General features: G+C 64.3%; 17 protein-coding genes. 2 read left to right on the top strand and 15 right to left on the bottom strand.

The window, feature by feature from the left end; genetic code table 11:
• Positions 1-7: 7 nt before the first annotated feature.
• Both AABD04_RS05630 and AABD04_RS05625 read left to right on the top strand, forming a co-directional pair.
• On the top strand, positions 8-1,648 hold the full coding sequence (locus tag AABD04_RS05630; protein WP_423228116.1) for a GMC oxidoreductase: 1,641 nt from the start codon (positions 8-10) through the stop codon (positions 1,646-1,648).
• Between the two features lie 45 nt (positions 1,649-1,693).
• A complete protein-coding gene (locus AABD04_RS05625) occupies positions 1,694-2,035 on the top strand; it encodes a hypothetical protein (RefSeq protein ID WP_341440453.1) in 342 nt (113 codons plus the stop codon).
• A gap of 9 nt (positions 2,036-2,044) precedes the next feature.
• Here the strand turns inward: AABD04_RS05625 and AABD04_RS05620 are convergent, their stop codons facing one another.
• From AABD04_RS05620 to AABD04_RS05550, 15 genes are all read right to left on the bottom strand, one after another.
• Positions 2,045-3,664, bottom strand: a complete 1,620-nt coding sequence (locus AABD04_RS05620; protein ID WP_243596068.1) for an alkaline phosphatase D family protein — start codon at positions 3,662-3,664, stop codon at positions 2,045-2,047.
• 80 nt (positions 3,665-3,744) lie between these two features.
• Entirely contained in the window at positions 3,745-4,284 is a 540-nt protein-coding gene (locus AABD04_RS05615) for an Rv2253 family sensor-like surface protein (RefSeq protein ID WP_243596070.1), read from the bottom strand.
• Between the two features lie 91 nt (positions 4,285-4,375).
• Positions 4,376-4,765: a VOC family protein gene (locus AABD04_RS05610; RefSeq protein WP_243596071.1), complete on the bottom strand. Its 390-nt coding sequence runs from the start codon at positions 4,763-4,765 to the stop codon at positions 4,376-4,378.
• Between the two features lie 164 nt (positions 4,766-4,929).
• On the bottom strand, positions 4,930-8,886 hold the full coding sequence (locus tag AABD04_RS05605; protein ID WP_243596072.1) for a DNA-directed RNA polymerase subunit beta': 3,957 nt from the start codon (positions 8,884-8,886) through the stop codon (positions 4,930-4,932).
• A 96-nt stretch (positions 8,887-8,982) separates the two neighbouring features.
• A complete protein-coding gene (gene rpoB / locus AABD04_RS05600; RefSeq protein ID WP_094665727.1) occupies positions 8,983-12,489 on the bottom strand; it encodes a DNA-directed RNA polymerase subunit beta in 3,507 nt (1,168 codons plus the stop codon).
• A gap of 525 nt (positions 12,490-13,014) precedes the next feature.
• On the bottom strand, positions 13,015-15,591 hold the full coding sequence (locus AABD04_RS05595) for an aminotransferase class III-fold pyridoxal phosphate-dependent enzyme (RefSeq protein ID WP_094665775.1): 2,577 nt from the start codon (positions 15,589-15,591) through the stop codon (positions 13,015-13,017).
• 233 nt (positions 15,592-15,824) lie between these two features.
• Positions 15,825-16,781 (bottom strand): prolipoprotein diacylglyceryl transferase, encoded by a 957-nt coding sequence (locus AABD04_RS05590; RefSeq protein WP_341440452.1) that lies wholly within the window; start codon positions 16,779-16,781, stop codon positions 15,825-15,827.
• Positions 16,782-16,838: 57 nt separating this feature from the next.
• Positions 16,839-17,531: a hypothetical protein gene (locus tag AABD04_RS05585; protein ID WP_341440451.1), complete on the bottom strand. Its 693-nt coding sequence runs from the start codon at positions 17,529-17,531 to the stop codon at positions 16,839-16,841.
• Between the two features lie 84 nt (positions 17,532-17,615).
• The gene (locus tag AABD04_RS05580; protein WP_068283782.1) at positions 17,616-18,863 is read right to left on the bottom strand and encodes an MCE family protein; all 1,248 of its coding nucleotides are present in this window, start codon (positions 18,861-18,863) and stop codon (positions 17,616-17,618) included.
• Positions 18,860-20,128 carry an MCE family protein gene (locus AABD04_RS05575; RefSeq protein WP_027498220.1) on the bottom strand — a complete coding sequence of 423 codons (1,269 nt, stop codon included), beginning with the start codon at positions 20,126-20,128 and terminating at the stop codon, positions 18,860-18,862. Before AABD04_RS05575 ends, AABD04_RS05580 begins: the two co-directional genes overlap by 4 nt.
• A 29-nt stretch (positions 20,129-20,157) precedes the next feature.
• Positions 20,158-21,441: an MCE family protein gene (locus AABD04_RS05570; RefSeq protein WP_027498221.1), complete on the bottom strand. Its 1,284-nt coding sequence runs from the start codon at positions 21,439-21,441 to the stop codon at positions 20,158-20,160.
• A complete protein-coding gene (locus AABD04_RS05565; RefSeq protein ID WP_008713869.1) occupies positions 21,441-22,439 on the bottom strand; it encodes an MCE family protein in 999 nt (332 codons plus the stop codon). The genes AABD04_RS05570 and AABD04_RS05565 overlap by 1 nt, the downstream gene beginning before the upstream one ends.
• Positions 22,436-23,503, bottom strand: a complete 1,068-nt coding sequence (locus tag AABD04_RS05560) for an MCE family protein (protein ID WP_027498222.1) — start codon at positions 23,501-23,503, stop codon at positions 22,436-22,438. The genes AABD04_RS05565 and AABD04_RS05560 overlap by 4 nt, the downstream gene beginning before the upstream one ends.
• Positions 23,500-24,855, bottom strand: coding sequence for an MCE family protein (locus AABD04_RS05555; protein WP_008713865.1), 1,356 nt, complete (start codon positions 24,853-24,855; stop codon positions 23,500-23,502). The genes AABD04_RS05560 and AABD04_RS05555 overlap by 4 nt, the downstream gene beginning before the upstream one ends.
• Positions 24,852-25,712, bottom strand: coding sequence for an MlaE family ABC transporter permease (locus AABD04_RS05550; RefSeq protein WP_027498223.1), 861 nt, complete (start codon positions 25,710-25,712; stop codon positions 24,852-24,854). Before AABD04_RS05550 ends, AABD04_RS05555 begins: the two co-directional genes overlap by 4 nt.
• Position 25,713 lies beyond the last annotated feature (1 nt).

Below are 25,713 nucleotides of genomic sequence, written 5' to 3'. Positions count from 1 at the left end.
ACTTTCCGTGAACCGAAGGCAACTGCTGCGGTTGGCCGCTGCCGGAATGCTCGGCGCTGCCGCCGCTCCGGTCCTGAGCTCGGCCGGCATGGCGGGCTCGCCCACAGCAGGTGCACTCCCCATCGGTGCCGACCGCATCCGATCACTGGTTCCCGAACTGTTCGCCGATCCCCCGCGTCCACCGGATCATTCCTCCGTTCTCGTCATCGGCTCCGGCTTCGGTGCCAGTGCCGCCGCCCTTCGGATGGCGCAGGCCGGCACCCAGGTGACCGTCCTCGAACGTGGACTGCGCTGGCCACGCGACCCGTGGCGCGAGATCTTCACCGCCGACATGACCGCCGACGGTCGCGGACTGTGGCAGCAGACCTCGTTCACCAACATCACCGGCATGCCCGTAGGACCGGTCGACCTCTTCGGCGGCGTACTCGACACCACGCGCTACGAGAACCTCTCGGTCTGGCGCGGCGCGGCCGTCGGCGGCGGGTCGATCGTCTACACCGGCGTCACCATCGCCCCCGACAAGAAGTTCTTCGACCTCTCCTTCGGCGGACGACTGAATTACGACGAGATGGCCGCCACCTGGTACCCCAAGGCCCGCTCGATGCTCCGGCCGTCGCCGATGCCCGAGGACGTCTACAACAGCCCGAACTTCGCACACTCGCGCACCTGGGACGACCACGCCCGACGGGCAGGCTTCACCCCCCAGGCAGTGGACGGCAACTGGAACTGGAACGTCGTCCGCGACGAGATCGGCGGGCGCTCGAGGCCGTCTGCGACCGTCGGCGCGAGCACCTTCGGCAACTCCAACGGTGCCAAGCACGATCTGACGCAGAACTACATCCCCCAGGCCGAGGCCACCGGCCGAGCGATCGTGTGCCACAGCCACCGCGTCGCGGCGATCGGCACCGAATCCGGTGGCCGCTACCGCGTCGAGGTCGAGCGCCTGGATCCGTTCGGCAACATCGTCGAGACTCGCACCGTCACCTGCGACACTCTCGTTCTCGGAGCCGGATCCATCGGCACCACCGAGCTGCTGATGCGGGCCCGCACCACCGGTGCGCTGGCGAACCTCAACGAATTCGTCGGCACCGGTTGGGGCACCAACGGCGACGCGTCGATGACCCGCTCCCTCGGGCCGATGTCCGCCGGACCGCAGGGAGCGCCCTGCGCATCCCGCATCGTCGACGACTCAGGACTGCCGCTGACCGTGGAGAACTGGTATGTGCCAGGCGTTCCGATGAACCTGGGTTTCATCGGCTCACTGGGCATGACCATCGATCCACTACGCGGGAAGTTCGGATTCGATTCCGCCACGAACCGATTGACGCTGAACTGGCCGAAGGGCGGTAGCCGAGACACCGTCGAGGCCCTACGCGCAGTACAGAATCGGATGGCGCAGGCCGGCGGCACCGTCGTCGCGGCCGAGCCGTTCACCCGCGACGTCGACGACACCTTCACCGCCCACCCCCTCGGCGGCGCGGTACTGGGCGACGTCACCGACGATTACGGGCGCGTGAAGGGCCACCCCGGGCTCTACGTCGTCGACGGTGCCCTGATTCCCGGCAGCACCGGAGCCGCCAACCCGTCGCTGACCATCACCGCGCTCGCCGAGCGCAACGTGGCACAGATCATCGCCGACGGGCGCTGACCACTCGAAATGGGTAGACCCGCGCCGAACGGGTAGCCCACAGATATGCCCGTCAACGATCCGACCGAACGCACCATCGCCGACCGCGACGTGGAGAAGCGCTGGAGCGACCCCGGTGCCCTCCGCAAAGCTGCGGGATACTGTGCCGGCGTCGTAGCGGTGGCCGCGGCGCTGACCGCGGTGTTCCTCCTCGTCGACCGCACCAATCCGGTGTTGGCCGCGGCGGTTCCTGCGGTGTGCTTCCTCGGCGGCATCGGGGCTCTGACGTTGGGATACAAGTCCTACCGCGCCGGTGGCACCTGGCCGATCTGGCAAGGCGCGGCATGGTTCCTGTTCACCGTGATGCTGCTCGGGCTTGCAATGCCGATGTTCGCGATTCGTCAGTGACCGTCGGCGTCAACCGAGCTGAATCTCGGGGCGGCCTTCGGGGACGGTGACGGTCGCGGCTGTGCGTACCGCCTTGCCTGGCGTCGACACCGCATCGAGAACCCTGACCTCCGAACGCCATTCGGTGTTCGTCAGCGTGCTGCGGAGATAGCCGCGTCGAGCGTTGCCGTACTTGACGTGCGGTGAGGCTTCGGCGATGGCCGCACCAGCGGTGTCGACATCGGCGCCGTCCTTGCCCGACGCGATCGACGTGGTCGCGATCTCCACACCTTGGATCGGCGACGCCTGATCCTGGTAGTCGCGGCGCAGTTCCGACACGATCGTGCGATGAATGTCGCCGACGATCGACGCGACGTTCTTCGTGCCACGATCCCGAGCCCCGTCCAGGATGCGATGCCGCGAGGCCTCGTATCCGCTCCACGGATCCATCCCGACCTTGCGATCGCTGCCGAGTCCGCGGGCCAGATCGGAAATGACCGTCTGATGCGCCAAGAAGTTCCACCTCGACGGTGATGCGAACCCGTCGAGAATCCATTGTTCCTGTGCCGCACCGGTTATGGTGCGGGACGGATCAGCCGTCTCGGCGTCCTGCGCATGCTCGCCGTCCCCGTGCGCTTGATCGCTGCGGTACTGCCGCGTGTCCAGCACCGAGAAATCCACCAGATCGCCGAACGAGAACCGGCGATAGACCGTCATGTCCGGCCCGACGGGCTTCAGATTCGCACGAACAGGGGTGTTCTCCCACCACGCCTTGAACGCGTCGGCTCTGCGCAACAGGAACTGCTTCGGATCGTCATCGTCTTGGCTGATCTGCGAGGCCCAATTGTTGTCCACCTCGTGATCGTCGAATGCGGAGACGAACGGTGCCGAGGCATGAGCGGCAGCGAGGTTCTCGTCCGCCTTGTACAGGGCATACCGATCCCGATAGTCGCCCAGCACCATGGTTTCTCGAGCCGCCGACTCGGTGCGTGGCTCGCCCTTGCGTGCGCCCTCGTCCTTGATGGCGTACTCGTAGATGTAGTCGCCCAGAAAGAACACCACATCCAGGTTCGACGCCGCCAGATCCTGGTACGCGCCGAAGTAGCCGTCCTCCCACTTCTGGCACGAGGCCCACGCGAAATCGAGCCTGCTGAGCGGCTGACCCAGTGCCGGTGCCGTTTTGGTGCGTCCCACCGGACTGGCGTGCGGGCCGACGAGGAAGCGATAGAAGTACTCACGAGCCGGCTCCAGGCCCCGGACGTCGACGTGTATCGACCAGCCGTCGAACTCGGTGGCGAGCTCGATGCCTTCGCGGGTCATCTGCGCGAAGTTCTCGTCCGCCGCGATCTGCCACCGCACCGGCACAACGCCGGGAGTCATACCACCCAGCGGGGCAAAAGGATCGGTGGCGAGCCTGGTCCACAGCACCACCGAGTCTGGCAGTGGGTCGCCGGATGCCACGCCGAGACGGAACGGGTAATCGGGCGTCACCACGGACTGCGCACCCGCTGTCGCTGTGGTTCCTGCGAGTTCGGGAGTGAACGCCAGCGCTCCCACCAACGCACTCCACGTCAGGAACTGTCGACGCGTGGCCCCCGCCCGCAAGGAGATGTCCTGACCGATCCGTACCTCGTTAGCCCGTCTCACCATCGTTCGAGGGTTTCGCACCAGGGCGAACTGTGCCCGTCATCGATCGAACGGCAAAGTGAACAGACGAAAGACTCTCCCGGTCAGCTACTACCGAACATCGGAGGCAGGACGGGTATCGCCGGGACAGGGTACGCAGCAACGTTCATGACCACGGTGCCGTCGCAGTAGCCGCCGTAGATCGTGGTCTCCCATACTCCCGTCAAGCTGCCGTCGGGTTGCGGGGTGTAAGTGGCTACCGAGCGGGCATCGTTGTAGTCCTTGGGAACGCCTTCGCCCTTGAAGCAATCCCACACCCAGTCATAGGTGTGCACCCAACTCGTTCCGTCCCAGATGTAGTCGATCGGGCGGTTCTGGAGAGACTCGTTCGCCGGTGGTGGACCGGCGACAACGGAGGCGACGCACTCTCCATCGGTGCAGTCGGAGGCGAAGGTGTACACGTTGGAGAAATCCGGTTCGCGCTGCGACGCCGCCGCGCTCGTGCCGGTCTTGCTCGCTGCGAACCGCATCAACGAATAATCGCCGGACCACAAAGGCTCATCACCGGGTGCCGCACCGGCCGGGAGGGCTCCCGCGACGATCCACGCCATGACCATCGCGAGCACGAGCACAGTCTTTCGCATTGGGCAACGATAGCCGTCGAAACCCCGCGCCGAGCCCGAGACGACGAAGTTCGCCGTACCGGCAATGCGCTGAAGATGGGCCTCCCCAGCGTCAGGCCTGAACGACCCACACCATATTGCCGTCGGGATCACGAAGTACGAACATGGGCGGAGCTCCGTCCTCTGTCCCGGAGATTGCGTCCATATCGACACCGCCGATCGCGCTCAGTCGCGCATGTTCCGCCCCGACGTCGGGTGTTTCGACACCGATCGAGGACCCGCCGGGCGAGTCACCCATCGGCGGATTCAGGGCGAGCCGCGCCGTCGAACCGGGCGGTGCCACCTCGACCCACCGATACTCGCCCTCGGGGCCGAAACGCGTGTCATCGCGCAACTCGAAGCCGAGCACACGTGAATAGAACTCGAGGGCCTTGTCCTGGTCCGCGACGGTGAACATGGCCACGCCGATGTTCACGATGGTGCTGGGTGTTTGGTTGGTCATGTCGGTACGGACTCGCGTCACGCCGGAAACTCACCGCCGAGGTCTCATACGACAAAACCCCGCACCGACCGAAGTCGATGCGGGGCTTTGGCTGCTGGCTCTGTCGTCGTGAGCGGAAATTCGTAGTGGGCTACGAAGTTCTGCTCACGTGCGACGAAGTCGCTCTAGCGGTATTCGTTGGAGAAACCGTAGTCGTCGAGCGGCACTGCAGCGCCGGTTCCCTGGCCGAAGCCGTCCGGGCTGTAGTACTGATCGTCGTACGACGGCACCGCGTACGCCGCGGCACGTGCCTCTTCGGTCGGCTGCACCGTGATGTTCCGGTACCGGTTAATGCCGGTACCAGCCGGGATGAGCTTACCGATGATGACGTTCTCCTTGAGACCTATGAGCTTGTCGCTGCGGCAGTTGATCGCCGCGTCGGTGAGCACACGAGTGGTCTCCTGGAAGGACGCTGCCGACAGCCACGAGTCGGTGGCCAGCGACGCCTTGGTGATACCCATCAGGACCGGACGTCCGGCTGCGGGCTCGCCACCCTCGGAGACGACGCGACGGTTGCTCGACTCGAATTCGCTGCGCTCGGTGAGTGAACCGGGCAGGAATTCGGTGGAGCCGCTGTCGATGATCGTCACGCGACGGAGCATCTGGCGCACGATCGTCTCGATGTGCTTGTCGTGAATCGACACACCCTGCGACCGGTACACCTCCTGGACCTCGTTGACGAGGTGGATCTGCACCTGGCGAGGACCCATCACGCGCAGCACCTCGTGCGGATCGGCAGCACCTTCCATGAGCTGCTGGCCGACCTCGACGTGGTCACCGTCCGCCAGAAGGCGCTCGGTGCCGTCGTCGTGCTTGAAGACGCGCAGACGCTGACGCTTGGAGAGCTTGTCGTAGACAACCTCTTCGCCGCCGTCGTCCGGAACGATGGTGATCTTGTAGAAACGATCGCCGTCCTCGAGCTGGATGCGTCCCGACACGTCCGCGATCGGAGCCTTGCCCTTCGGCACACGTGCCTCGAACAGCTCCTGCACGCGAGGCAGACCACCGGTGATGTCATCTCCGGCGACACCACCCTGGTGGAAGGTACGCATGGTCAGCTGGGTTCCGGGCTCACCGATGGACTGTGCGGCAACGATGCCGACGGCCTCACCGATGTCGACCAGCTTGCCGGTGGCCATCGAGCGGCCGTAGCAGGTGGCGCAAACGCCGGTGCCGGTGGTGCAGGTGAGCACCGAGCGAACCTTGACCGACGTGATGCCCGCAGCGAGCAGCGCGTCGATGGCCGGGTCACCGAGATCGTGTCCACGAGCGACGATGACCGTGCCGTTCTCGTCGACAGCGTCGTTCGCCAAGGTGCGGGCGTACGTGCTGGTCTCGACGTGAGCGTCGCGGATCATCTTGCCGTCGGCCGTCTTCTCGGCGATCGTCGTGACGATGCCGCGCTCGGTGCCACAGTCGGTTTCCCGAACGATGACATCCTGCGAGACGTCGACCAGACGACGCGTCAGGTAGCCCGAGTCGGCGGTACGAAGCGCCGTGTCGGCCAGACCCTTACGAGCACCGTGCGTGTTGATGAAGTACTCGAGGACCGTCAGGCCTTCCTTGAAGGAAGACTTGATCGGACGCGGGATGAACTCACCCTTCGGGTTCGTCACCAGGCCCTTCATACCGGCGAGCGAGCGAACCTGAGTCATGTTTCCGGCTGCGCCGGACTTCACGATCATCGGGATCGGGTTGTCGTCGGGGAAGTGGGCCTCCATGGCCTTACCGACCTGCTCGGTCGCGTCCTGCCAGATCTTGACCAATGCGGAGTTGCGCTCGACCTTGTCGAGTGCGCCACGCTGGTACTTCTTCTCGATCTGATCGGCCTGAGCCTCGAAGGTCTCCATGATCTGCGGCTTCTCCGGCGGCACGAGGACGTCGGAGATCGAGATGGTGACACCCGAACGCGTGGCCCAGTAGAAGCCTGCGTCCTTGAGCTTGTCGACGGTCTGTGCGACGACGATCATCGGGTAACGCTCGGCGAGATCGTTGATGATGGTCGACTGACGCTTCTTCGGCATCTGCTCGTTGACGAACGGGTAGTCCGCCGGCAGCAGCTCGTTGAAGAGAACGCGTCCCAGAGTGGTTTCCGCGGTCCATGCCTCGCCACGGGTCCAGCCCTCGGGGAACAGCTCGTTCTCGATGTCACGCGGCGGGCGCTGCGTGGTGAGACGAACCCGAATCTGCGACTGCACCGTGAGCGATCCACGGTCGACGGCCATCTGAGCCTCGGCCGGGGAGGAGTACGCCCCGAACTCGGCCGTGTCGGTCTTGGCGTCGGCGCGCTCGCCGACAGCACCGGCATCGAGACGCGTCAGGTGGTACAGACCCGTCACCATGTCCAGACGCGGCATGGCGAGCGGACGGCCCGATGCAGGCGAGAGGATGTTGTTCGACGACAGCATCAGCACGCGTGCCTCGGCCTGAGCCTCGGCGGACAGCGGGAGGTGGACAGCCATCTGGTCACCGTCGAAGTCGGCGTTGAACGCCTCACACACGAGCGGGTGCAGCTGGATGGCCTTGCCCTCGACGAGCTGCGGCTCGAACGCCTGGATGCCCAACCGGTGCAGGGTGGGTGCACGGTTCAGCAGCACGGGGTGCTCGGCGATGACCTCTTCGAGAACGTCCCACACCTGCGGACGCTGACGCTCGACCATGCGCTTGGCCGACTTGATGTTCTGCGCGTGGTTCAGATCCACCAGACGCTTCATCACGAACGGCTTGAACAGCTCGAGGGCCATCAGCTTCGGCAGACCGCACTGGTGCAGCTTGAGCTGCGGGCCGACGACGATGACCGAACGGCCCGAGTAGTCGACGCGCTTGCCGAGGAGGTTCTGACGGAATCGACCCTGCTTGCCCTTGAGCAAGTCGGAGAGCGACTTCAGCGGACGGTTACCCGGTCCGGTGACCGGACGTCCACGACGGCCGTTGTCGAACAGGGCGTCGACCGACTCCTGCAGCATCCGCTTCTCGTTGTTGACGATGATCTCGGGAGCACCGAGATCGATCAGACGCTTGAGGCGGTTGTTGCGGTTGATGACGCGGCGGTACAGGTCGTTGAGGTCGGACGTCGCGAAACGGCCACCGTCGAGCTGCACCATCGGACGAAGCTCCGGTGGGATGACCGGGACAGCGTCCAGGACCATGCCCATCGGCGAGTTACGGCCGGCCTGGAATGCGGCCACGACCTTCAGACGCTTGAGCGCGCGCAGCTTCTTCTGACCCTTGCCACTGCGGATGGTCTCGCGAAGAGACTCCGCCTCGGCGTCGATGTCGAAGGTCTGCATGAGCTTCTGGATCGACTCGGCACCCATGGCACCGGTGAAGTACTCGCCGTACCGGTCGATGAGCTCGCGGTAGATGAGCTCGTCGACGATGAGCTGCTTGGGAGCGAGCTTGGTGAACGTGGTCCAGATCTCTTCGAGACGATCCAGCTCACGCTGCGCGCGGTCACGGAGCTGACGCATCTCGCGCTCGCCGCCGTCCTTGACCTTGCGGCGCACGTCGGACTTGGCACCCTCGGCTTCGAGCTCGGCGATGTCGGCTTCGAGCTTCTGCGCACGAGCCTCGAGATCGGCGTCGCGCTGATCTGCGACGGCCTTCTTCTCGACCTCCATCTCGGCCTCGAGCGTCGAGAGCTCGTTGTGACGGAGCTCGTCGTCGACCGTGGTGATGACGTAGGCAGCGAAGTAGATGATCTTCTCGAGATCCTTCGGAGCCAGGTCGAGCAGGTAGCCCAGACGCGACGGCACACCCTTGAAGTACCAGATGTGCGTGACCGGAGCGGCCAGTTCGATGTGGCCCATGCGCTCACGACGCACCTTGGCGCGAGTGACCTCGACGCCACAGCGCTCACAGATGATGCCTTTGAAGCGGACGCGCTTGTACTTGCCGCAGTAGCACTCCCAGTCCCGGGTGGGGCCGAAGATCTTCTCGCAGAAGAGGCCGTCCTTCTCGGGCTTGAGCGTGCGGTAGTTGATGGTCTCCGGCTTCTTGACCTCGCCGTAGGACCACTGACGGATGTCGTCCGCAGTGGCAAGGCCAATGCGAAGTTCATCGAAGAAGTTGACGTCGAGCACGTAACTTCCTTTCCCCGTTATGGGTGTTGTGCTGGAAGAGCAAATGAGAAGAACGCCTGCCGGATCCGCACTGGGCGGATCCGGCAGACCACAGAACTACTGAGCGAGGTCGTCGACCGTGGCAGCTTCGTTGCGGGAGAGGTTGATTCCCAGGTTGGCTGCGGCACGCTCGAGGTCTTCGTCGTCACCGTCGGCCATCGTGATGGCTGCGCCGTCCGAGGACAGCACCTCCACGTTGAGGCACAGCGACTGGAGCTCCTTGAGGAGCACCTTGAAGGACTCGGGGATACCCGGCTCCGGGATGTTCTCGCCCTTGACGATCGCCTCGTACACCTTCACGCGGCCGACAACGTCGTCCGACTTGATGGTGAGAAGCTCCTGCAGCGTGTACGCGGCGCCGTAGGCCTGCATGGCCCAGCACTCCATCTCACCGAAGCGCTGTCCACCGAACTGCGCCTTACCGCCGAGGGGCTGCTGCGTGATCATCGAGTACGGCCCGGTCGAACGAGCGTGGATCTTGTCGTCGACCAAGTGGTGCAGCTTGATGATGTACATGTAGCCCACCGACACCGGGTACGGGAACGGCTCGCCGGAGCGGCCGTCGAACAACGTGGCCTTTCCGTCGGAGCCGACCATCTGCTCGCCGTCGCGGTTGGGAATCGTGCTCTCCAGCAGGCCGGCGAGCTGATTCTCCTTGGCACCGTCGAACACCGGGGTGGCGATGTTGCTGTCGGCCGGAGCCGCCAGCATCTCCTCGGGCAGACGCTCGGCCCAATCGGGCTTGCTGCCGTCCGCGGCGATCTGCACGTTCCAACCGGTCTTGCCGATCCAACCCAGGTGGGTTTCGAGGACCTGCCCGATGTTCATACGACGCGGAACACCGTGGGTGTTGAGGATGATGTCGATCGGGGTGCCGTCGGGCAGGAACGGCATGTCCTCCTGCGGGAGGATCTTGCCGATGACGCCCTTGTTGCCGTGGCGGCCGGCGAGCTTGTCGCCGTCCTGGATCTTGCGCTTCTGAGCCACGTAGACGCGGACCAACTCGTTGACGCCGGGAGGCAGATCGTCGTCGTCGTCGCGCGAGAAGACGCGGATGCCGATGACCTTTCCGTTCTCGCCGTGCGGAACCTTGAGCGAGGTGTCGCGAACTTCGCGAGCCTTCTCACCGAAGATGGCGCGCAGCAGGCGCTCTTCGGGGGTCAGCTCGGTCTCGCCCTTGGGCGTGACCTTTCCGACCAGCACGTCGCCGTCACGAACCTCGGCACCGATACGGATGATGCCGCGCTCGTCGAGGTCAGCGAGGACCTCGTCGGAGACGTTCGGGATGTCGCGAGTGATCTCCTCGGCACCGAGCTTGGTGTCGCGAGCATCGATCTCGTGCTCCTCGATGTGGATCGAGGTGAGAACGTCCTCTTCCACGAGGCGCTGCGACAGGATGATCGCGTCCTCGTAGTTGTGGCCCTCCCACGGCATGATCGCCAGCAGCAGGTTCTTGCCGAGTGCCATCTCACCGTTCTCGGTGCAGGGGCCGTCGGCGAGGACCTGGCCGGACTCGACGCGCTGTCCCTCGTCCACGATCGGACGCTGGTTGGCGCACGTGCCCTGGTTGGAACGCGCGAACTTGCGCATCCGGTAGGTCTTGCGCGATCCGTCGTCGGCCATGACCGTGACGTAATCGGCGGAGACCTCTTCGACGACACCGGTCTTCTCGGTGATGACGACGTCACCGGCGTCGACAGCTGCACGCAGCTCCATGCCGGTACCGACGATCGGAGCCTCGCTGCGCACCAGCGGGACGGCCTGACGCTGCATGTTCGCGCCCATCAGGGCACGGTTGGCATCGTCGTGCTCGAGGAACGGAATCATCGCGGTCGCGACGGAGACCATCTGTCGCGGCGAGACGTCCATGTAATCGATGTCGTCGGACGAGACGAACTCGACCTCTCCACCCTTACGACGGACGAGAATCTTGTCCTCGACGAAGTGACCCGAATCGTCGACCGGAGAGTTCGCCTGCGCGAGCGTGTGGCGATCCTCCTCGTCGGCGGTCAGGTAATCGACGTCGTCGGTGACCTTGCCGTCGACGACCTTGCGGTACGGGGTCTCGATGAAGCCGAACGGATTGACGCGTGCGTACACCGAGAGCGATCCGATCAGGCCGATGTTCGGGCCTTCCGGGGTCTCGATGGGGCACATGCGGCCGTAGTGCGACGGGTGAACGTCGCGGACCTCGAGGCCGGCGCGCTCACGAGAGAGACCGCCGGGTCCCAGTGCCGACAGGCGACGCTTGTGCGTCAGACCCGACAACGGGTTGTTCTGGTCCATGAACTGCGATAGCTGGGAGGTTCCGAAGAACTCCTTGATCGCAGCGACGACGGGACGGATGTTGATCAGGGTCTGCGGCGTGATCGCCTCGACGTCCTGAGTCGTCATACGTTCGCGCACGACGCGCTCCATGCGGGACAGGCCCACGCGGATCTGGTTCTGGATGAGCTCGCCGACGGTACGCAGACGACGGTTGCCGAAGTGGTCGATGTCGTCGACCTCGACCGGAACCTCGACGCCGTCGGGTGCGGTCATCGAGGTCTCACCTGCGTGCAGACGCACGAGGTACTCGATGGTCGCGACGATGTCTTCCTCGGTGAGGGTCGACGCCACGATGGGCTGACCCGAGTTGAGGCCGAGCTTCTTGTTGATCTTGTAGCGACCCACGCGAGCGAGGTCGTAGCGCTTGTCCTTGAAGAACAGGTTCTCCAGCAGGGTCTGCGCCGACTCCTTGGTCGGCGGCTCGCCCGGACGCAGCTTGCGGTAGATGTCGAGGAGCGCCTCGTCGGTACCGGCGGTGTTGTCCTTCTCCAGGGTGGCCATGAGGATCTCGGAGAAGCCGAAGCGCTCCGTGATCTGCTCGGTGGACCAACCGAGAGCCTTCAGCAGCACCGTGACGGGCTGACGACGCTTGCGGTCGATGCGGACACCGACGGTGTCGCGCTTGTCGACGTCGAACTCGAGCCATGCACCGCGACCGGGGATCACCTTGACGCTGTGCAGGTCCTTCTCGGTGGTCTTGTCGATCGAATGATCGAAGTAGACGCCCGGAGAACGCACCAGCTGCGACACCACGACACGCTCGGTGCCGTTGATGATGAAGGTGCCCTTGTCGGTCATCATCGGGAAATCACCCATGAAGACCGTCTGGCTCTTGATCTCACCGGTGTTGTTGTTGATGAACTCGGCCGTGACGAACAGCGGAGCCGCGTACGTCATGTCCTTGTCCTTGCACTCATCGGTCGAGGCCTTGACCTCGTCGAATCGTGGGTCGGAGAAGGAGAGAGACATCGAGCCCGAGAAGTCCTCGATCGGAGAGAGCTCGGTCAGGATGTCCTCGAGTCCACCGGCGACACTGCTGTCTCCGCGGGCGGCGGCACGGTCACGCCAACTCTGCGCACCTACCAGCCATTCGAACGAATCCGTCTGTACATCGAGGAGACCGGGTACCTCCAACGGCTCGCGAATGTTCGCGAACGAAACCCTCCTCGGGGCTCCCGGTGTTCCGACAACTGCCTTGGTCTGGCTAGAGACTGCCAAGATGCGTCCTTCCAGCACCTCACGCGGGTCGCTCGTGCAGTGCGACCGCCGCTGTATCTGTTTGCTATATGTGGGGCGAATTTCGGCTGGTGCAACCAGACCGAATCCCCATCACAGCGGCCCGAAAACGTGCTTTCGGGTAACAGCGATCGAGAGGTGGACAGGAGGCAGCCAGCGCAACGTCCAAAGGTACCCCAAATGTGCGCAGAGCGCAACGGGGGCATCAAAAGTAGCACCCGGGGTCCATTCGTGCGCTGACTCGACGAAAGCGTGTCGCCTGCCGTACGCCCGATGCCGCTGCGCTTCAGAACCGCTGGGGGTGCTCCTGACGACAAGAGTGACCCTTGAGCCTTCCTTCGTCAAGAGGTTCGGCCCGATCCGTTTTCCGTGAGACCCGTTTTCCGTGAGACCGCACTCGAACCGGTCGCGTCGATGGACCATTGCACCGCCGAGACGTATGCAAGGGTCCATTGACGCAGACGGCAGGGGCGGGGGCGGGGCGGGGCTGCGGGCGGGGACACCGACGCGCCCCGCCCCTGCCGACTACCGGGCGCTCTCCCGCCACCGCGTGGCCTCGGCGAGCGCGAAGCCGTGCAGATCGGCCAACTCACCCAACCGTTCGACGCTCTCGCCGTCGAGGGTGGCCCCGACACTGCGCAGTCCGAACTCAGCCGACAACGCGATCAGCATCGTCTCGGCCATACAGGCGTAGGTCAGCCCAGGAGCCAACCCGTAGGTCAGCCCGAAATCCGAACCCGCCGGCACCTGCACGATGCCGCCGTCGAACACCGTGACGTCCGGCCGCTCACTGCGCACGTCCCGGCCGATGTTCGGCGGCTGCGCCACATCGCAGACGATGGCACCCTCCATCAGATCCGTCGGATCGATCAACGCATGTGGTGCCGACGTCGCAGCGATGACGATCAACGAATCATGCACCGCAGCAACGGGATCGGTGAAGAACCCCAGGTGCCGCGACCTGATCAGATCGTCCAGATCACCGTCGACAGCGTGCGCGGCGGCGGCCAGCTCCCCCGACCCCGCACCCGCCCGAGCGCTCGCCACCATCTCCTGCGCAGCCGCCCACAGCTTGGGAGCGATCACCGAACTCTCCCCCTGCCTACCGACCAGCACGACGGCACCGACCTCGCCGGCCAACTGCCTGCCGATGGTTCGCCCGATCGCCCCGGCGGCACCGAGAATCGTCACCCGAGCCCGCGCGACATCGATTCCGCGTTCACGGCACACGCGTCGAACAGCCCGCAGACTGGCCGCAGCGGTGAACGTGTTGCCGGTGGTGATGGGACGCGTCGTCGCGCCGAGACCCAACCCGTTGACGGTGATCACCGACGAGTAACCGCCCAACCCGACGACCGTTGCACCGCGTGAGATCGCCAGCTCGACGGCACCGCCCACCACTGCCAGCGCACGCTGGGTCGGCAGCTGCAGCAACTGCTGAGAGGTGTACGGCAGCCCGATCAGATCACCGTGCGCCGTCGCGTCCCCGCCTCCGACGACCCGGCCACTGCCGATGACGAACGACGCGGGTTCGAGCTCGGACGTCGACGCCGCGAACCGCTCGAGCAAGTCCTGTCGCTCGGAGTCGTCGAACACCTCGAGCGCCGGGTCGAATGCCGCGAAGAACCCGAGATCGAGGGGATGTGCGATGAACGCGAAACGTCGATCGGTGGGCCGTACCGCGATGTCGGGGGTACGCCCGGGACGCAGCGCCGCGAGGGCAGGCGGCGTGGCGACGGTCGGACGGCCCAACAGGTGCCCGAACAATCCGTCCATGTCTCCCGCTGCCGCGTAGCCCAACGCCCGGTCCAGTGCTGCGACCAGACGCGAGCACTGCACCCCGGACACCGTGAGCGGCGGCTCGATGCGAATCACCCTGTTGCCGAACAGAGTCGGAGCCACTCGGATCCCCTCGACATTGAGCAGGTACGAGCAGATCACCGCGGAGAGGTTGTGCTGATCTGCGATCGATCCGAGCAGCGACTGCCGTCCGACGAAGTTCACGTCCGCGGTGAGTTCGATGCCCAGCAACAGTCCGCGGCCGCGTACCTCGGTGACCACCGACGGATACTTCTCGGCCAGCGCGCTCAGATCGTTCTTCAGCCGATGGCCGAGTACTGCCGCATTCTCCACCACCGCGCAGCCGTCCCGAGTCAGTTCTTCGAGTACCGCGATACCCACCCGTGCAGCCAACGCGTTCCCCGCGAAGGTCGACGTGTGCCGTAGCGCGAAGCTCTCCCCCACCAACTCCGGGCGGCTCAGCACCGCGCCCACCGGCACGATCCCGCCACCGAGCGCCTTGGCGAGAGTAAGAATGTCCGGCACCACGCCGTCGTGCTCGGCTGCGAACATCCGGCCCGTCCGGCCGAGCCCGGTCTGCACCTCGTCGAGTGCCATGAGCACCCCGTGCCGATCGCAGATCTCCCGCACGCGGCGCAGGTATCCGTCGGGCGGGCACACCACTCCACCCTCACCCTGAATCGGCTCCACCAGAAACACTGCATAATGCCCGGGTGCTGCCGCCAGGGCCGCGTCGAGCGCATCCGAATCCCCGAACTCGATATGATCGAATCCCTCGACCGGAGCGCCGAAACCGTTCTGATACTTGATGTTTCCCGTCGCAGACAAGGCACCGAGGGTCTTACCGTGGAAACTGTTCGCGGTGGTCAGCACACCCAGCCGCCCGGTGTGCGCTCGGGCGATCTTGAGCGCGACCTCCGTCGCCTCGGTACCACTGTTGACGAACGTCGTTCGCGTCAACCCCTCGGGGGCCAAGCGCCCCAACCGATCTGCCAATTCACCGGCCGCGCTCAGCACCGAGGGCTGCACGAAAATTGCCTCCCCGCTGCAGCGAACGTCGTTGACCGCCTGCCAGATCGGAGTGGGACCGTGCCCGAACGGAAGGGCTCCGTACGCCCCCGCGAAGTCGAGATAGCGTCGGCCCGAGGCGTCGAACAGGACCGTCCCGTCGCCGCGCACGTACTCGCGATCCAGGTTCAGCGCAGACAACAAGCGGTACAGTTCGGGATTGACGTGCTCGGCAAAGCCCGATCGACCGGACCGGGATTCCAGCACGGAAAAATCGATAGTTGTGTCAGTCATGACCAGCATGCTCCGTTTTCATCGGATCCACCCCTGGCTGTCCGAGCGTGAAAATGGTTGTCCCGAACAACCAGGGCTCGTCCCAACCAGGACGCAAACGCGATGGTAGCTCGGCCCGAGCGCGTGACAGATGACCGAAAAGCCCACGAAAAAGCCCCGTCCGCGCAGGGCTTCTGCGTCGAACGGGGCCTGATCGAGCTAGTGGTCGGAGCGGCTACTGATCGCCTGTTCGGCTACTGATCGTCGATGGCTGACAGCTTCCAGGTGCCGTCGACCTTCTCCATGTTCACCGTCAACGGGCCCTCGGCACTGCCCGACGCGACGCCGTTCTGCGTGGCACTGATGTTCACGTTGGCGAGCAGCTCGGCCTTGTCGTCCTCCAACCGCGTGACACCGATGTCCGTCACCATGGCCTCGGTACCCGTATTCGTTTGCACCACAGCAGATTTGGTTGTCTCAGCGGTGGAGTTGAACTCGTCGAGCATCGACTGATTGAGAACAGCGCGGGCCGCATCGAAATCGGCATCGATCGTCTCGGCCTTGTACGTGTACAGGGTCTGCAGCGCATCGGTCGCAGCCGAAGTGACCTCCTGGGTGGCCGCGGAATCCACCCACGCCGCATTGTCGATCGTGGCGAACGGCTTGAACGCGGCAACGGCAGCGAACGCGCCGAGCACCACGGCAATCACCGCGACGACGATCACGTGCTTGTAGCCGATACCCGACACCGGTCCGGAGGACGAGGCGCTTGCGATGGAGTCGGCAGCAGACTTGTCGGTTGCAGACTTGTCGGTTGCAGTTTTGTCGGTTGCAGGCTTGTCGACCGAAGGCTTCTCGGTTGCAGACTTGTCGGTTGCAGGCTTGTCGACCGAAGACTTCTCGGTTGCAGTTTTGTCGGTTGCAGGCTTGTCGACCGAAGGCTTCTCGGTTGCAGACTTGTCGGTTGCAGGCTTGTCGACCGAAGACTTCGCGAGTGACGGCTTCTCGGTCACAGGCTTGTCGGTTGCGGGCTTGTCGAGAACCGGCTCGGTCGGCGTCGTAACGGCCTGCGACTCGGCGGCCGCCGATCCCTCGGCGTCGGTCGACGCCGTGTCGGTGTCGGCTGCAGTCGGCTTCCCGGTGCCGGCCACCTTGCGTCGAACCTTGCTGGTGGTGGTGGGTGGAACGATCTTGCGACGCTGGGGAGGCACTACAGAACTCCTTCGAAACTCACTTCGGTACAGACGGAAAACACCACTGCCAGATTCTCAGTTACCGCCGGAGTCCGGCTCGGGAGCAGGCGTCGCGTCCGTACCGGGGTCGGCCGCAATCGGATCGGCGGCATTCGGATCGGCGGGGCCGCCCGGTTCGTTCGGGATGACGGGGTTGGTGCTGGGGTTGTCGAGCGAGATCCGCGAACCGATCGGGTCGACCTTGTTGGTCTTCCACACCCCGTCGATCTCTTCCATGGCCAGGCTCATCGTCAGCTTGCTGCGCTCGATGCGGTCGGGCCAGGTAGTGGTCGTCGCGATGACCACGAGAGCGGTGGCGGTGTTCTCGTCCGTGCTCAGCTCGGTCAACGTTCCGTGCAGCACCTCGGCGTCGCTCTTGGCACCGGACTGACGAACCTGGTCGGTGATACCCGACCGCGTCTGCTCGAGGTCGTTGAGCATCAGGTCGCCGGTGATGGACGACTTCATGTTGTCGAACGACTGGTCGATGTTGGCCGCGTCGACAGTGTTGAGGTTGACGGCCGCTTGCTGAGCGCCGGTGAGAGCAGAGTCGCGGGTGTCCGCGGTGGGCTTCTGACTCAGCAACGCATTGCCCCAGCCGTATCCGAAGAACACGGCCGCTGCGAGGGCCGCCACGGCGATCACCGTGACGACGGCAAAGAGGATTTTCGCGGTCTTGTTACGCCCTGGAGTCGCTGAGGACTCCAGGGCTTCGGTGCTCGAGTTCACACTTTCCACCCTACTACTCGGTAATATCCGGCCGAACCACTCTCGGCCCGACGATAGTGCTGAGCAGCAGTTCCACCGATTTCACTACTTCGGCGTGACGCCGATCAGCGGTGCCAACTGGGTGGCAATGGGGTTGAGGTTCAGCTTCTCGGGATCGACCTTGGGCTTGAGGTCCCACGGCTGCGGCACGTCCGGATCGGCGAACACGATTCGGTTCGCGCTACGAACACCGGTGACGCTGCCCTGCGGCGTAGCGCAGTTCGCATCGAGGTTCAGCGGGTAGTTCTCCCGCGTCTCGTCGAAGTTCGGATTCTTCCGCTTCTCCTCGTCCAGGATCGCCTGGCTGCCCTCGTAGCCGACGGTGCACGGCGGCGGGTTGTTGGTTTCGAGCAACAGACCCTGATGGATCGTGCCGTCGTCCGGGACGATCGTCGAGATACCGGCACCGAGTGCAGGCAGGAACGTCAGGAACGGACGAAGCGCAACGTACCGAGGTTCGGCCTGAGCAGCAACCAGGGCCAGGTTGTTGATATCGGTCGTCAGAGCAGGACCCGCATCGGTGATGAGGCCACCGAGCTGGTCGCCCGCCGCAGTACCGGTATCGATCAGGCGACGGATGTCCGGATCGCTCGACTTCAGCTGAGCCGTCACCTCGTCCAGGCTGGTACTGAACTGTCGAATCAGGTCCGACTGCTCGGACTGCGTGTTCAGCACCGGCACCGCATCGCGAACCAACGCGAGCGTCTGCGGCAGGGCCTCGTTTCCAGCCTCGGAGATGTTCCCGAGCGAATCGACGAGAGAAGCGAGATCGTTGCCCTTACCGTCGAATGCGACGCCGAGCTCGTTGACGACTCGCGTCAACGTCTCCAGCGGTACCGACCGAACCAGCGTGTTCGTGTTGGCGAGAACCTCTTCCACCGGCACCGGCGTGGTGGTGTCGGCCTGCGCAATCTGTGACCCTTCGACCAGGAACGGGCCCTGATCGGTCTCGGGCTGCAGGTCGACGTACTGCTCACCGATTGCCGATCGGTTGGCCACGACGGCCTTGGTGTCGGCAGGGATGTCGGGGCCACCGTTGTCGAGCATGAGCGCGACTCGGATGCCGTCCTCGGTCAGTTCCAGATCTCCGACGGTTCCCACCGGGACACCTCGGTAGGTGACCTCGGCGTTGGAGAAGATGCCACCGGAATCGGCGAGGTTCAGATCGACCTGGTACTGCCCGAAGCCGAGCATGTTGTCAAGTCGCACGTACTTGGCACCGACATAGACCGACCCCAGTACGGCGACCACGACGAAGAGGACCAATTGAATGCGAACCAGTCTCGATCTCACTGTCCAACTCCGAATCGCTCGAGCAGATCGTTCAACGGTGCGAACGGATCGGCCGGTGCGGGCGCGGCGGCCGCCGCTGCCTGCTCGTTCGCAGGTGCACCAGGGCCGGGAACCGGTGACGGGATGATCGGCGGCAACGGCAGCAGCGAGATCGTCGGCCAACCCGGGCGCGGTCCGTTGCCGTTGTAGTACGGATTCGACGGGTCGACGACGGGCAGCGTGTTGCCGTACTTGGGCTGGATGTAGACCGGATCGCCCTCCCCGACGCCGAAGTTGCGCAACGCAGTTCCGATCGACAGGTCGAGCGAAAGGAACAGGTTCGCCGAGTTGCCCTCGATGATTTTCTCGGTGCCGTCCGCGAACGGCAGGGTGGGGATCACCGCGAGCGAGCTCACCACGTCGTCCGCCGAATCGGCCAGGGCCTGGAGCGTGGGGCGTAGTGCCCGCAGGTCCGCGATGAGATCGTCCTTGGAACGGTCGATCACGTCGGTGCCGACGGCTCCGAGACGGTCGAGCGCTCCGAGCATCTCGGTCAGCTGCGGGCGCTGCTGCTCGAGAACCTCGGTGGCGATCGGCAAATCCTTCAGCACTGCGTCGATCTTGTCGGTCTGCGTGTTGACGCGGCCGCTGAGAGTGTCCAGCCCGTCGATGGCGCGGGTGATGTCGTCACGCTGCTGGTTGAGGCCGTCGATGAGGGTGTTCGCTTGCTGCAGAAGCTCTTTGGTTCTGCCTTCGCGACCGTCGAACGCCGTGCTCAGTTCCTTGACGATCGGCGAGAGCTGCCCGACACCGCCGCCGTTGAGCAGCAGCGAGAGCGCACCGAGTACCTGTTCGATATCGGTGGCATGGCGGGTGCGATCGAGCGGGATCGTGGCCCCGTCCTGCAGACGCGCTGCTTCCTCGTCGCCAGGAGGTGCCGAGAGCTGCACGAACTTCTCGCCCAACAGGTTGGTCTGTTGCACCGATGCGATCGCGTTGGCCGGAAGGTCGACGTCGGAATTCAAGATGACGTTGACGTCGGCGGTCCAGCCGTCGTTCGGGACCGTTATCGAGTCGACGCGGCCGACCGAGACGCCGTCGACCTTCACGGTCGACTGCGGGACGAGGTCCAGTACGTCGTCGAACTGCACCGTCAGGTTCAACGGGTTCTCACCGACGTCGGCACCGCCGGGCAGCGGTATCGCGTAGATGCCGGCCGACGAGCATGCTCCGGCCGACAGCGCCACCACGCACGCACCGGCTCCGACCACCAAAGAACGCTTCACTCGAGCTCGATTCCGATTCACAGAGGCTCTCACTGTCCCCCACCTCCGATGTACGACTGCTCCAGTCCGGGCATCGAGCTGTTTCCGAGCCTGGGCGAGACGACGCCAGGCACGGTGCCCGGCACGGACACGTTCTGCTCGATGTCGTTGGTGAGAACGCCGAACGGCAGCACGATCCGGTTCTGGTCTTTGATCGGGGCCTGGATCATCGTGGTGATGTTGGAGCACTGATCGATGATCGGCTGAATCTGCGCACCGAGTGCTTCGAAGCGCGGATCACCGGGAACCAGCTTTCCGAGATCGATGAGCTGACACAGGGTGCCGAGCGGATCCTGGGTCTCGTTCTGGAGATTGGCGCGCGTGGCGAGCGTTCCCGACTCGGCGTCGTAGGCGTTTACCAGGTTGCTGATGGCCAGCGGCAGCAACGTGAGCGTTTGCACCAGCTGCTCGCGGTTGTCGGCGAGTGTCTGCGTCGGAACCGTGAGACCGTTCGCGGCATCGGTCAGTTGGGTCCGGTTGTCCGCGACGAACGTCGCCACGTCGCCGAGCGAGACCGACAGCTGTTGGAGTGCAGCTCCGAGGTCCTCTCGCTGCCCCGACAGGAAACCGGTCAGGTCGGCCAACTGGGTGTTGAAGTTGCGTACCTGCTGATCGTTGACGGCCAAGGCGCTGACGAACGTCTGCAGGTTCTTGATCGTGTCGAACACGTCGGTGCGCGAGTCACTCAACGTTCGACCGGCGGCCGAGAGCTGGGTGATGCTGTTGCCCAACGCTTCACCGTTGCCGTCGAGGTTGGCTGCACCGGTGTTGACCAGATCTGTGAGAGCGCCGTCCTTGTTCGCGCCGTCCGGACCGAGGGCGGTGGACAGGTCGTCGATGGACTTGTACAGCTCGTCGACCTCGACGGGTGTTGCGGTTCGATCGCGACCGATCGTCGCGCCGTCGGCCATGGTGTCGCCGCCGGTGTAGGCGGGTGAAACCTGGACGTAGCGGTCGGCGACGAGCGACGGGGTGACCTGCACGGCCTTTGCGTCCACAGGAATGTCGACCCCACGGTCGACGCGGAGGACGACCTCCACGTCTTCGCCTTGCGGCGTCACGGAGTCGACCGTACCGACCTTGACGCCAAGCACGCGCACCTCCGAGCCGGAATAGATGCCGATCGACTTGTCGAAGTAGGCGGTGATCTTGGTCGTTCCGGCCCTGGTGAACAGCCACCAGCCGGCGACCGCGAGGACGAGCGCCACGGTCACGACGACGGCGATCAGCGCGAGCTTGTTCTTGCTTCTCGGTGCTGTCTGCGTGTCTGTCATCAGTTCCCCGCCAACGTATCGAGCGAGGGCTGGCGGTAACCAGGTATCAACGGAACTCCGGGCGGTGTGAGGTTTGCCAGCGTGATGTCTATCCACCGGCCGTTGCCGGTCAGATTCGTGTACAGCCGAATGAACGGTTCGTACAGCTTCAGCGCACGGTCGAGGTTGTCGTTGTTGCGCTGCAGGATCTCGATGGTGCCGTTGAGCTGCTGCAACATCGGGTTGATGGTGGCCTCGTTGTCGCGAACCAGGCCGGTCAGCTCTTGCGACACTCGCTGAGTGCCGGTGAGCAGCTGCGAGATGGCCTGCTGCCGATTGTTGAGCTCTTCGAGAAGCGGGCCCGCGTCGGTGATCAGTTGGTTGAACTGCTCGTTGCGGTCGGCCAGCACCTTCGAGGTCTCGCCGGTGGCCTCGAACAGCTTCTTCAGTTCCTCGTCACGGCTGGCCACGGTCTGCGATAACCGAGTCACACCGTCGAGCGAGGCACGGATGTTCGCAGGCGTCTCGGAGAACGCCTCGGACAGGGTCCGCATGCTCGTCGCCAGCTGATCGGTGTCGATGTCGCTGATGGTCGAGGCCGCAGCGGAGAACGCGTCGATCACGTCGTACGGGGACGTGGTGCGCTCGAGCGGAATCGGGTCCTTGGGGCTCAACGTCTCCGGACCGCTCGGGTCGAGCGCCAGATATTTCTGCCCCAGCACAGTCTTGATGGCGATGGCCGCTCGCGACTCGTTGCCGACCCAGGCGTCCTTGACCGTGAAGTCCACGAGCACCCGGTCGCCGTCGAGACGCACATCGGTGACCTTGCCGACCTTCACGCCCGCGATACGGACCTCGTTGGGCGGCTTGAGCCCTGCTGCCTCGCTGAACTCGGCGGTGTACACCGAACCCGCACCGATGATCGGGAGCCGGTCGAGAAAGAAGACCGACATCGTGGCGAGCAGGATGATTGCGATACCTAGCGCACCGATGGTGGCCGGACTACGACGAGATTTCATTGCTTGATCCCCCCAGCTTTGCAACGCGCTGCGGAGTTCGTGTACAGCGGCTGGTTGACGGTCGGCAGCCCGGTCGGCAGATTCAGATTCGGCGAACTACCCGGTCCGGCGACGATGTCGATACCGCACAGATAGAAGGTGAACCAGGATCCCTGCTGGGCCGTGCGAATGAGCTTCTCGAGTTTGACGGGCAGAATTCCGAGGACCGTGTCCACGTCGTCGCTTCGTCGGTTGACTGTCTCGGCCAACGTGTTCAACGCAGTCACCGAACCCTGGATCGACGGCCTGGTCGGCTCGAGCAGGTCGGCGGTCGCGTTGGTCAGGCCGGCGAGCGACGTCACGGCGGAGCCGACGACACCACGGTCGGCCGACAGGCCCGAGACGAGCTGCTGCGTGTTGACGATCAGGCTGTCGAGCTGCCCGTCGTTCTGGTTCACCGTCTCCAACACGTTGTTCAGATTGGTGATGACCTGCCCGATGACCTGATCCTTGTCGGCGACGGTGTTGGTCAGGGTCGCCGTATTGGTGACCAGTTCGTTGATGGTGCCCGACTCCCCCTGGAACACCTGAATGATCTGGTACGACAGCTTGTTGACGTCATCGGAGCTGAGCGTGGTGAACAGCGGGCGGAAGCCGTCGAAGAGCGTGGTCAGGTTCACCGCAGGCTTGGTCCGCTCCAACGGAATGGTGGCACCGTCGGTGATCTTCCGACCCTGATCTCCCGAACCCTGCTCGATGGCGATGTAGCGCTGGCCCACCAGGTTCCGGAATCGGATGGTCGCCGTCGAACTGGCCGGGAGCCAATCACGACTGCTCAGAGTGAAGTCCACCTTGGCTTCGCGCTCGTTGGCGATCTCGATCTTGTCGACCTGGCCGACACGAACGCCCGCGATACGAATCTCGTCGCCCTCGTTGAGAGACGTGACGTCCGTGAACACAGCCGAGAACTTGGTGCCGCCGCCGCCGCTGGAATTGGCGATGGTGAAGGCAAGGGTGGCCGTAGCAATGATCGTAATCACGGCGAACACGACCAACTTGATGATCGGCGCGAGAAGGCCTCTCATGGCACGGTCACCTCCACTCCTCTCAGTGCCGGTGCGCCGATAGCGGCCGCCCACGACGGAATACTGTCCGGTGCAACACCACTCGCCTGTCCGTAGATCACGGCCAGAGTGTCGCGCTCGAAGTCGGAGCCCTCGTAGCTCGCCGGCTGCGCGGATGCGGAGACGGCGGGAACGATGGAACTCTGGGCAGACTTCGGTGGTCCCTGTCCTTCGATCACCTGCGGGCCCGGGTTCCGGGTCGGCACCTGGTAGGAACCGTCGTTGATCGAGCCTCCCGGATACTGCGGGAAGAACTCCCCCGGCGCCGCGGGCTCGAAACAGGTGGCTCCGCGATCGTCGAACAAGCGCGGCTCGTCCTGGTTCGGCAAGTAACGACCCTTCGGGTTGACGAACGGTGCGGAGACGTTGATGCCGGGGTACTCGTCGCCCTCACCGAGTACGACTTTTCCGCGCCTGGCACCTTCGGCGAAATAAGTGAACGTGCAGCCGAACGTCGGGGAGAACTCGGCCAGCAGCTCGAGCGCTTCCCGAGAGTTCGCGGCCAATCCGATCAGGTTCTCGGAGTTGGTCTGTAGAAAGTCCGCAGTGGTGTACGACGCCGAGGTCAGGGAGCCGTACAGCGTGTCGAGGCTGGACTGCCGCTCGACCACGGTGTTGCCCGTCGTCCGCAAGTTGTCCAGCGCCGAGACCAAGTCCGGTGCCGCGTCTGCGTAGGTCTGCGAGAAGTCGGCCAGCCCGACCAACGTCTGCTGGATGTTCGGCAACTCCGTGTTCAGACCCGACACGATGTTCGTCAGGTTGTCGATGGTCTGGCCCAGTTGCTCACCGCGCCCGCTGAGGCCCTGCGCCAACGACCCGAGGGTGTTCGCCAGATCCTGTGGCGGAATCGCCTGCAGCAGTGGAAGCAAGCCGTCGAGCAACTGCCCGACCTCGATGGCGTTTCCGCTGGTGTCCTGTTTGAGGACCGTGCCCTCGGAGATCGGCGACGCCGCATCGTTCTCGGGCACGATCAACGAGACGTAGCGCTCACCGAACAGTGTCTTGGGAAGCAACCGTGCCGTCACGTTCGACGGAATCAGCGGTGCCTTGTCCGGATCGATGGCGAGCTGCGAGGTCACGACGCCGTCGACGGTGGACGCCGAGCGCACCTCGCCGACGATCATTCCGCGCACCTTGACATCCGCGTTCATCGGCAGCGCGTTGCCGACCGAGTCGGTTTCGAGGCTGACTTTCACCACATCTTTGAACGTCTTGTTGTAGGACGTGATGCTCCACCCCAGGAACAGGATGAGCACCAGGAAGAACGCCAAACCGAGGAGTACTCGCTTCAGTCGCGACGGCGAGTCGATCATCCCGCAACCCTCACTGTGGTGGTCGTGCCCCAGATGGCGAGGCTCAAGAAGAAGTCCAGTACGGCGATCGTGACGATCGCGGTACGAACGGCACGGCCCACTGCGACGCCGACACCGGCAGGTCCGCCAGAGGCGTGGTAGCCGTAATAGCAGTGGATCATGATCAGGACGAAGGCGAATATCAGCACCTTCAAGAACGAATACAACACGTCTTCCGGAGGTAGGAAGAGGTTGAAGTAGTGGTCGTAGGACCCCGTGGACTGCCCGTTGAAAATGGTGCTGATCCCTCGGGATGCGACGTACGACGCCAACAGCCCGACGATGTACAGCGGGATGACGGCCACGAAGCCTGCGATCATGCGGGTGGTCACGAGGAACGGCACGCTGGGTACGGCCATCACCTCGAGCGCGTCGATCTCCTCGGAGATTCGCATGGCACCGAGCTGGGCGGTGAAACCACAGCCGACGGTGGCCGAGAGTGCCAGTCCTGCGACAATCGGCGCGATCTCACGGGTGTTGACGTACGCGGACAGGAATCCGGTGAGCACGGAGCTACCGAGCTGTTCGAGGGCTGCATAGCCCTGTAGACCGACGACGATGCCGGTGAAGCCGGACATCATCACGATCACGCCGATGGTCCCACCGATGACGGCGAGCGCACCGCTGCCGAAGGTGACCTCCGCCAGCAGGCGGAGCACCTCCTTCTTGTAATGCACTGCGGTCTTGGGAATCCACCCGATGGCCCGCAGGTAGAACGACATTTGCTCGCCTGCGCGGTCGAGCACGTTGAGCGGGGCGTTGCCGACGCGCTTGACGCGCATCAGCGTGCGGTCACCGCGACCTCTTGCGATCGTCATC

It is taken from the genome of Rhodococcoides navarretei (assembly GCF_038069675.1).
Classification (GTDB): domain Bacteria; phylum Actinomycetota; class Actinomycetes; order Mycobacteriales; family Mycobacteriaceae; genus Rhodococcoides; species Rhodococcoides navarretei.
The sequence above is the reverse complement of the archived record's forward strand: the minus strand, read 5'-3'. Positions and strand labels throughout refer to the sequence as shown.

Bases quoted from the DNA above. Each gene is read 5' to 3' on its own strand.
- AABD04_RS05625 (WP_341440453.1), top strand. From the start codon at position 1,694: ATGCCCGTCAACGATCCGACCGAACGCACCATCGCCGACCGCGACGTG.
- AABD04_RS05620 (WP_243596068.1), bottom strand. From the start codon at position 3,664: ATGGTGAGACGGGCTAACGAGGTACGGATCGGTCAGGACATCTCCTTG.
- AABD04_RS05615 (WP_243596070.1), bottom strand. From the start codon at position 4,284: ATGCGAAAGACTGTGCTCGTGCTCGCGATGGTCATGGCGTGGATCGTC.
- AABD04_RS05610 (WP_243596071.1), bottom strand. From the start codon at position 4,765: ATGACCAACCAAACACCCAGCACCATCGTGAACATCGGCGTGGCCATG.
- AABD04_RS05595 (WP_094665775.1), bottom strand. From the start codon at position 15,591: ATGACTGACACAACTATCGATTTTTCCGTGCTGGAATCCCGGTCCGGT.
- AABD04_RS05570 (WP_027498221.1), bottom strand. From the start codon at position 21,441: ATGACAGACACGCAGACAGCACCGAGAAGCAAGAACAAGCTCGCGCTG.
- AABD04_RS05565 (WP_008713869.1), bottom strand. From the start codon at position 22,439: ATGAAATCTCGTCGTAGTCCGGCCACCATCGGTGCGCTAGGTATCGCA.
- AABD04_RS05560 (WP_027498222.1), bottom strand. From the start codon at position 23,503: ATGAGAGGCCTTCTCGCGCCGATCATCAAGTTGGTCGTGTTCGCCGTG.
- AABD04_RS05555 (WP_008713865.1), bottom strand. From the start codon at position 24,855: ATGATCGACTCGCCGTCGCGACTGAAGCGAGTACTCCTCGGTTTGGCG.
- AABD04_RS05550 (WP_027498223.1), bottom strand. From the start codon at position 25,712: ATGACGATCGCAAGAGGTCGCGGTGACCGCACGCTGATGCGCGTCAAG.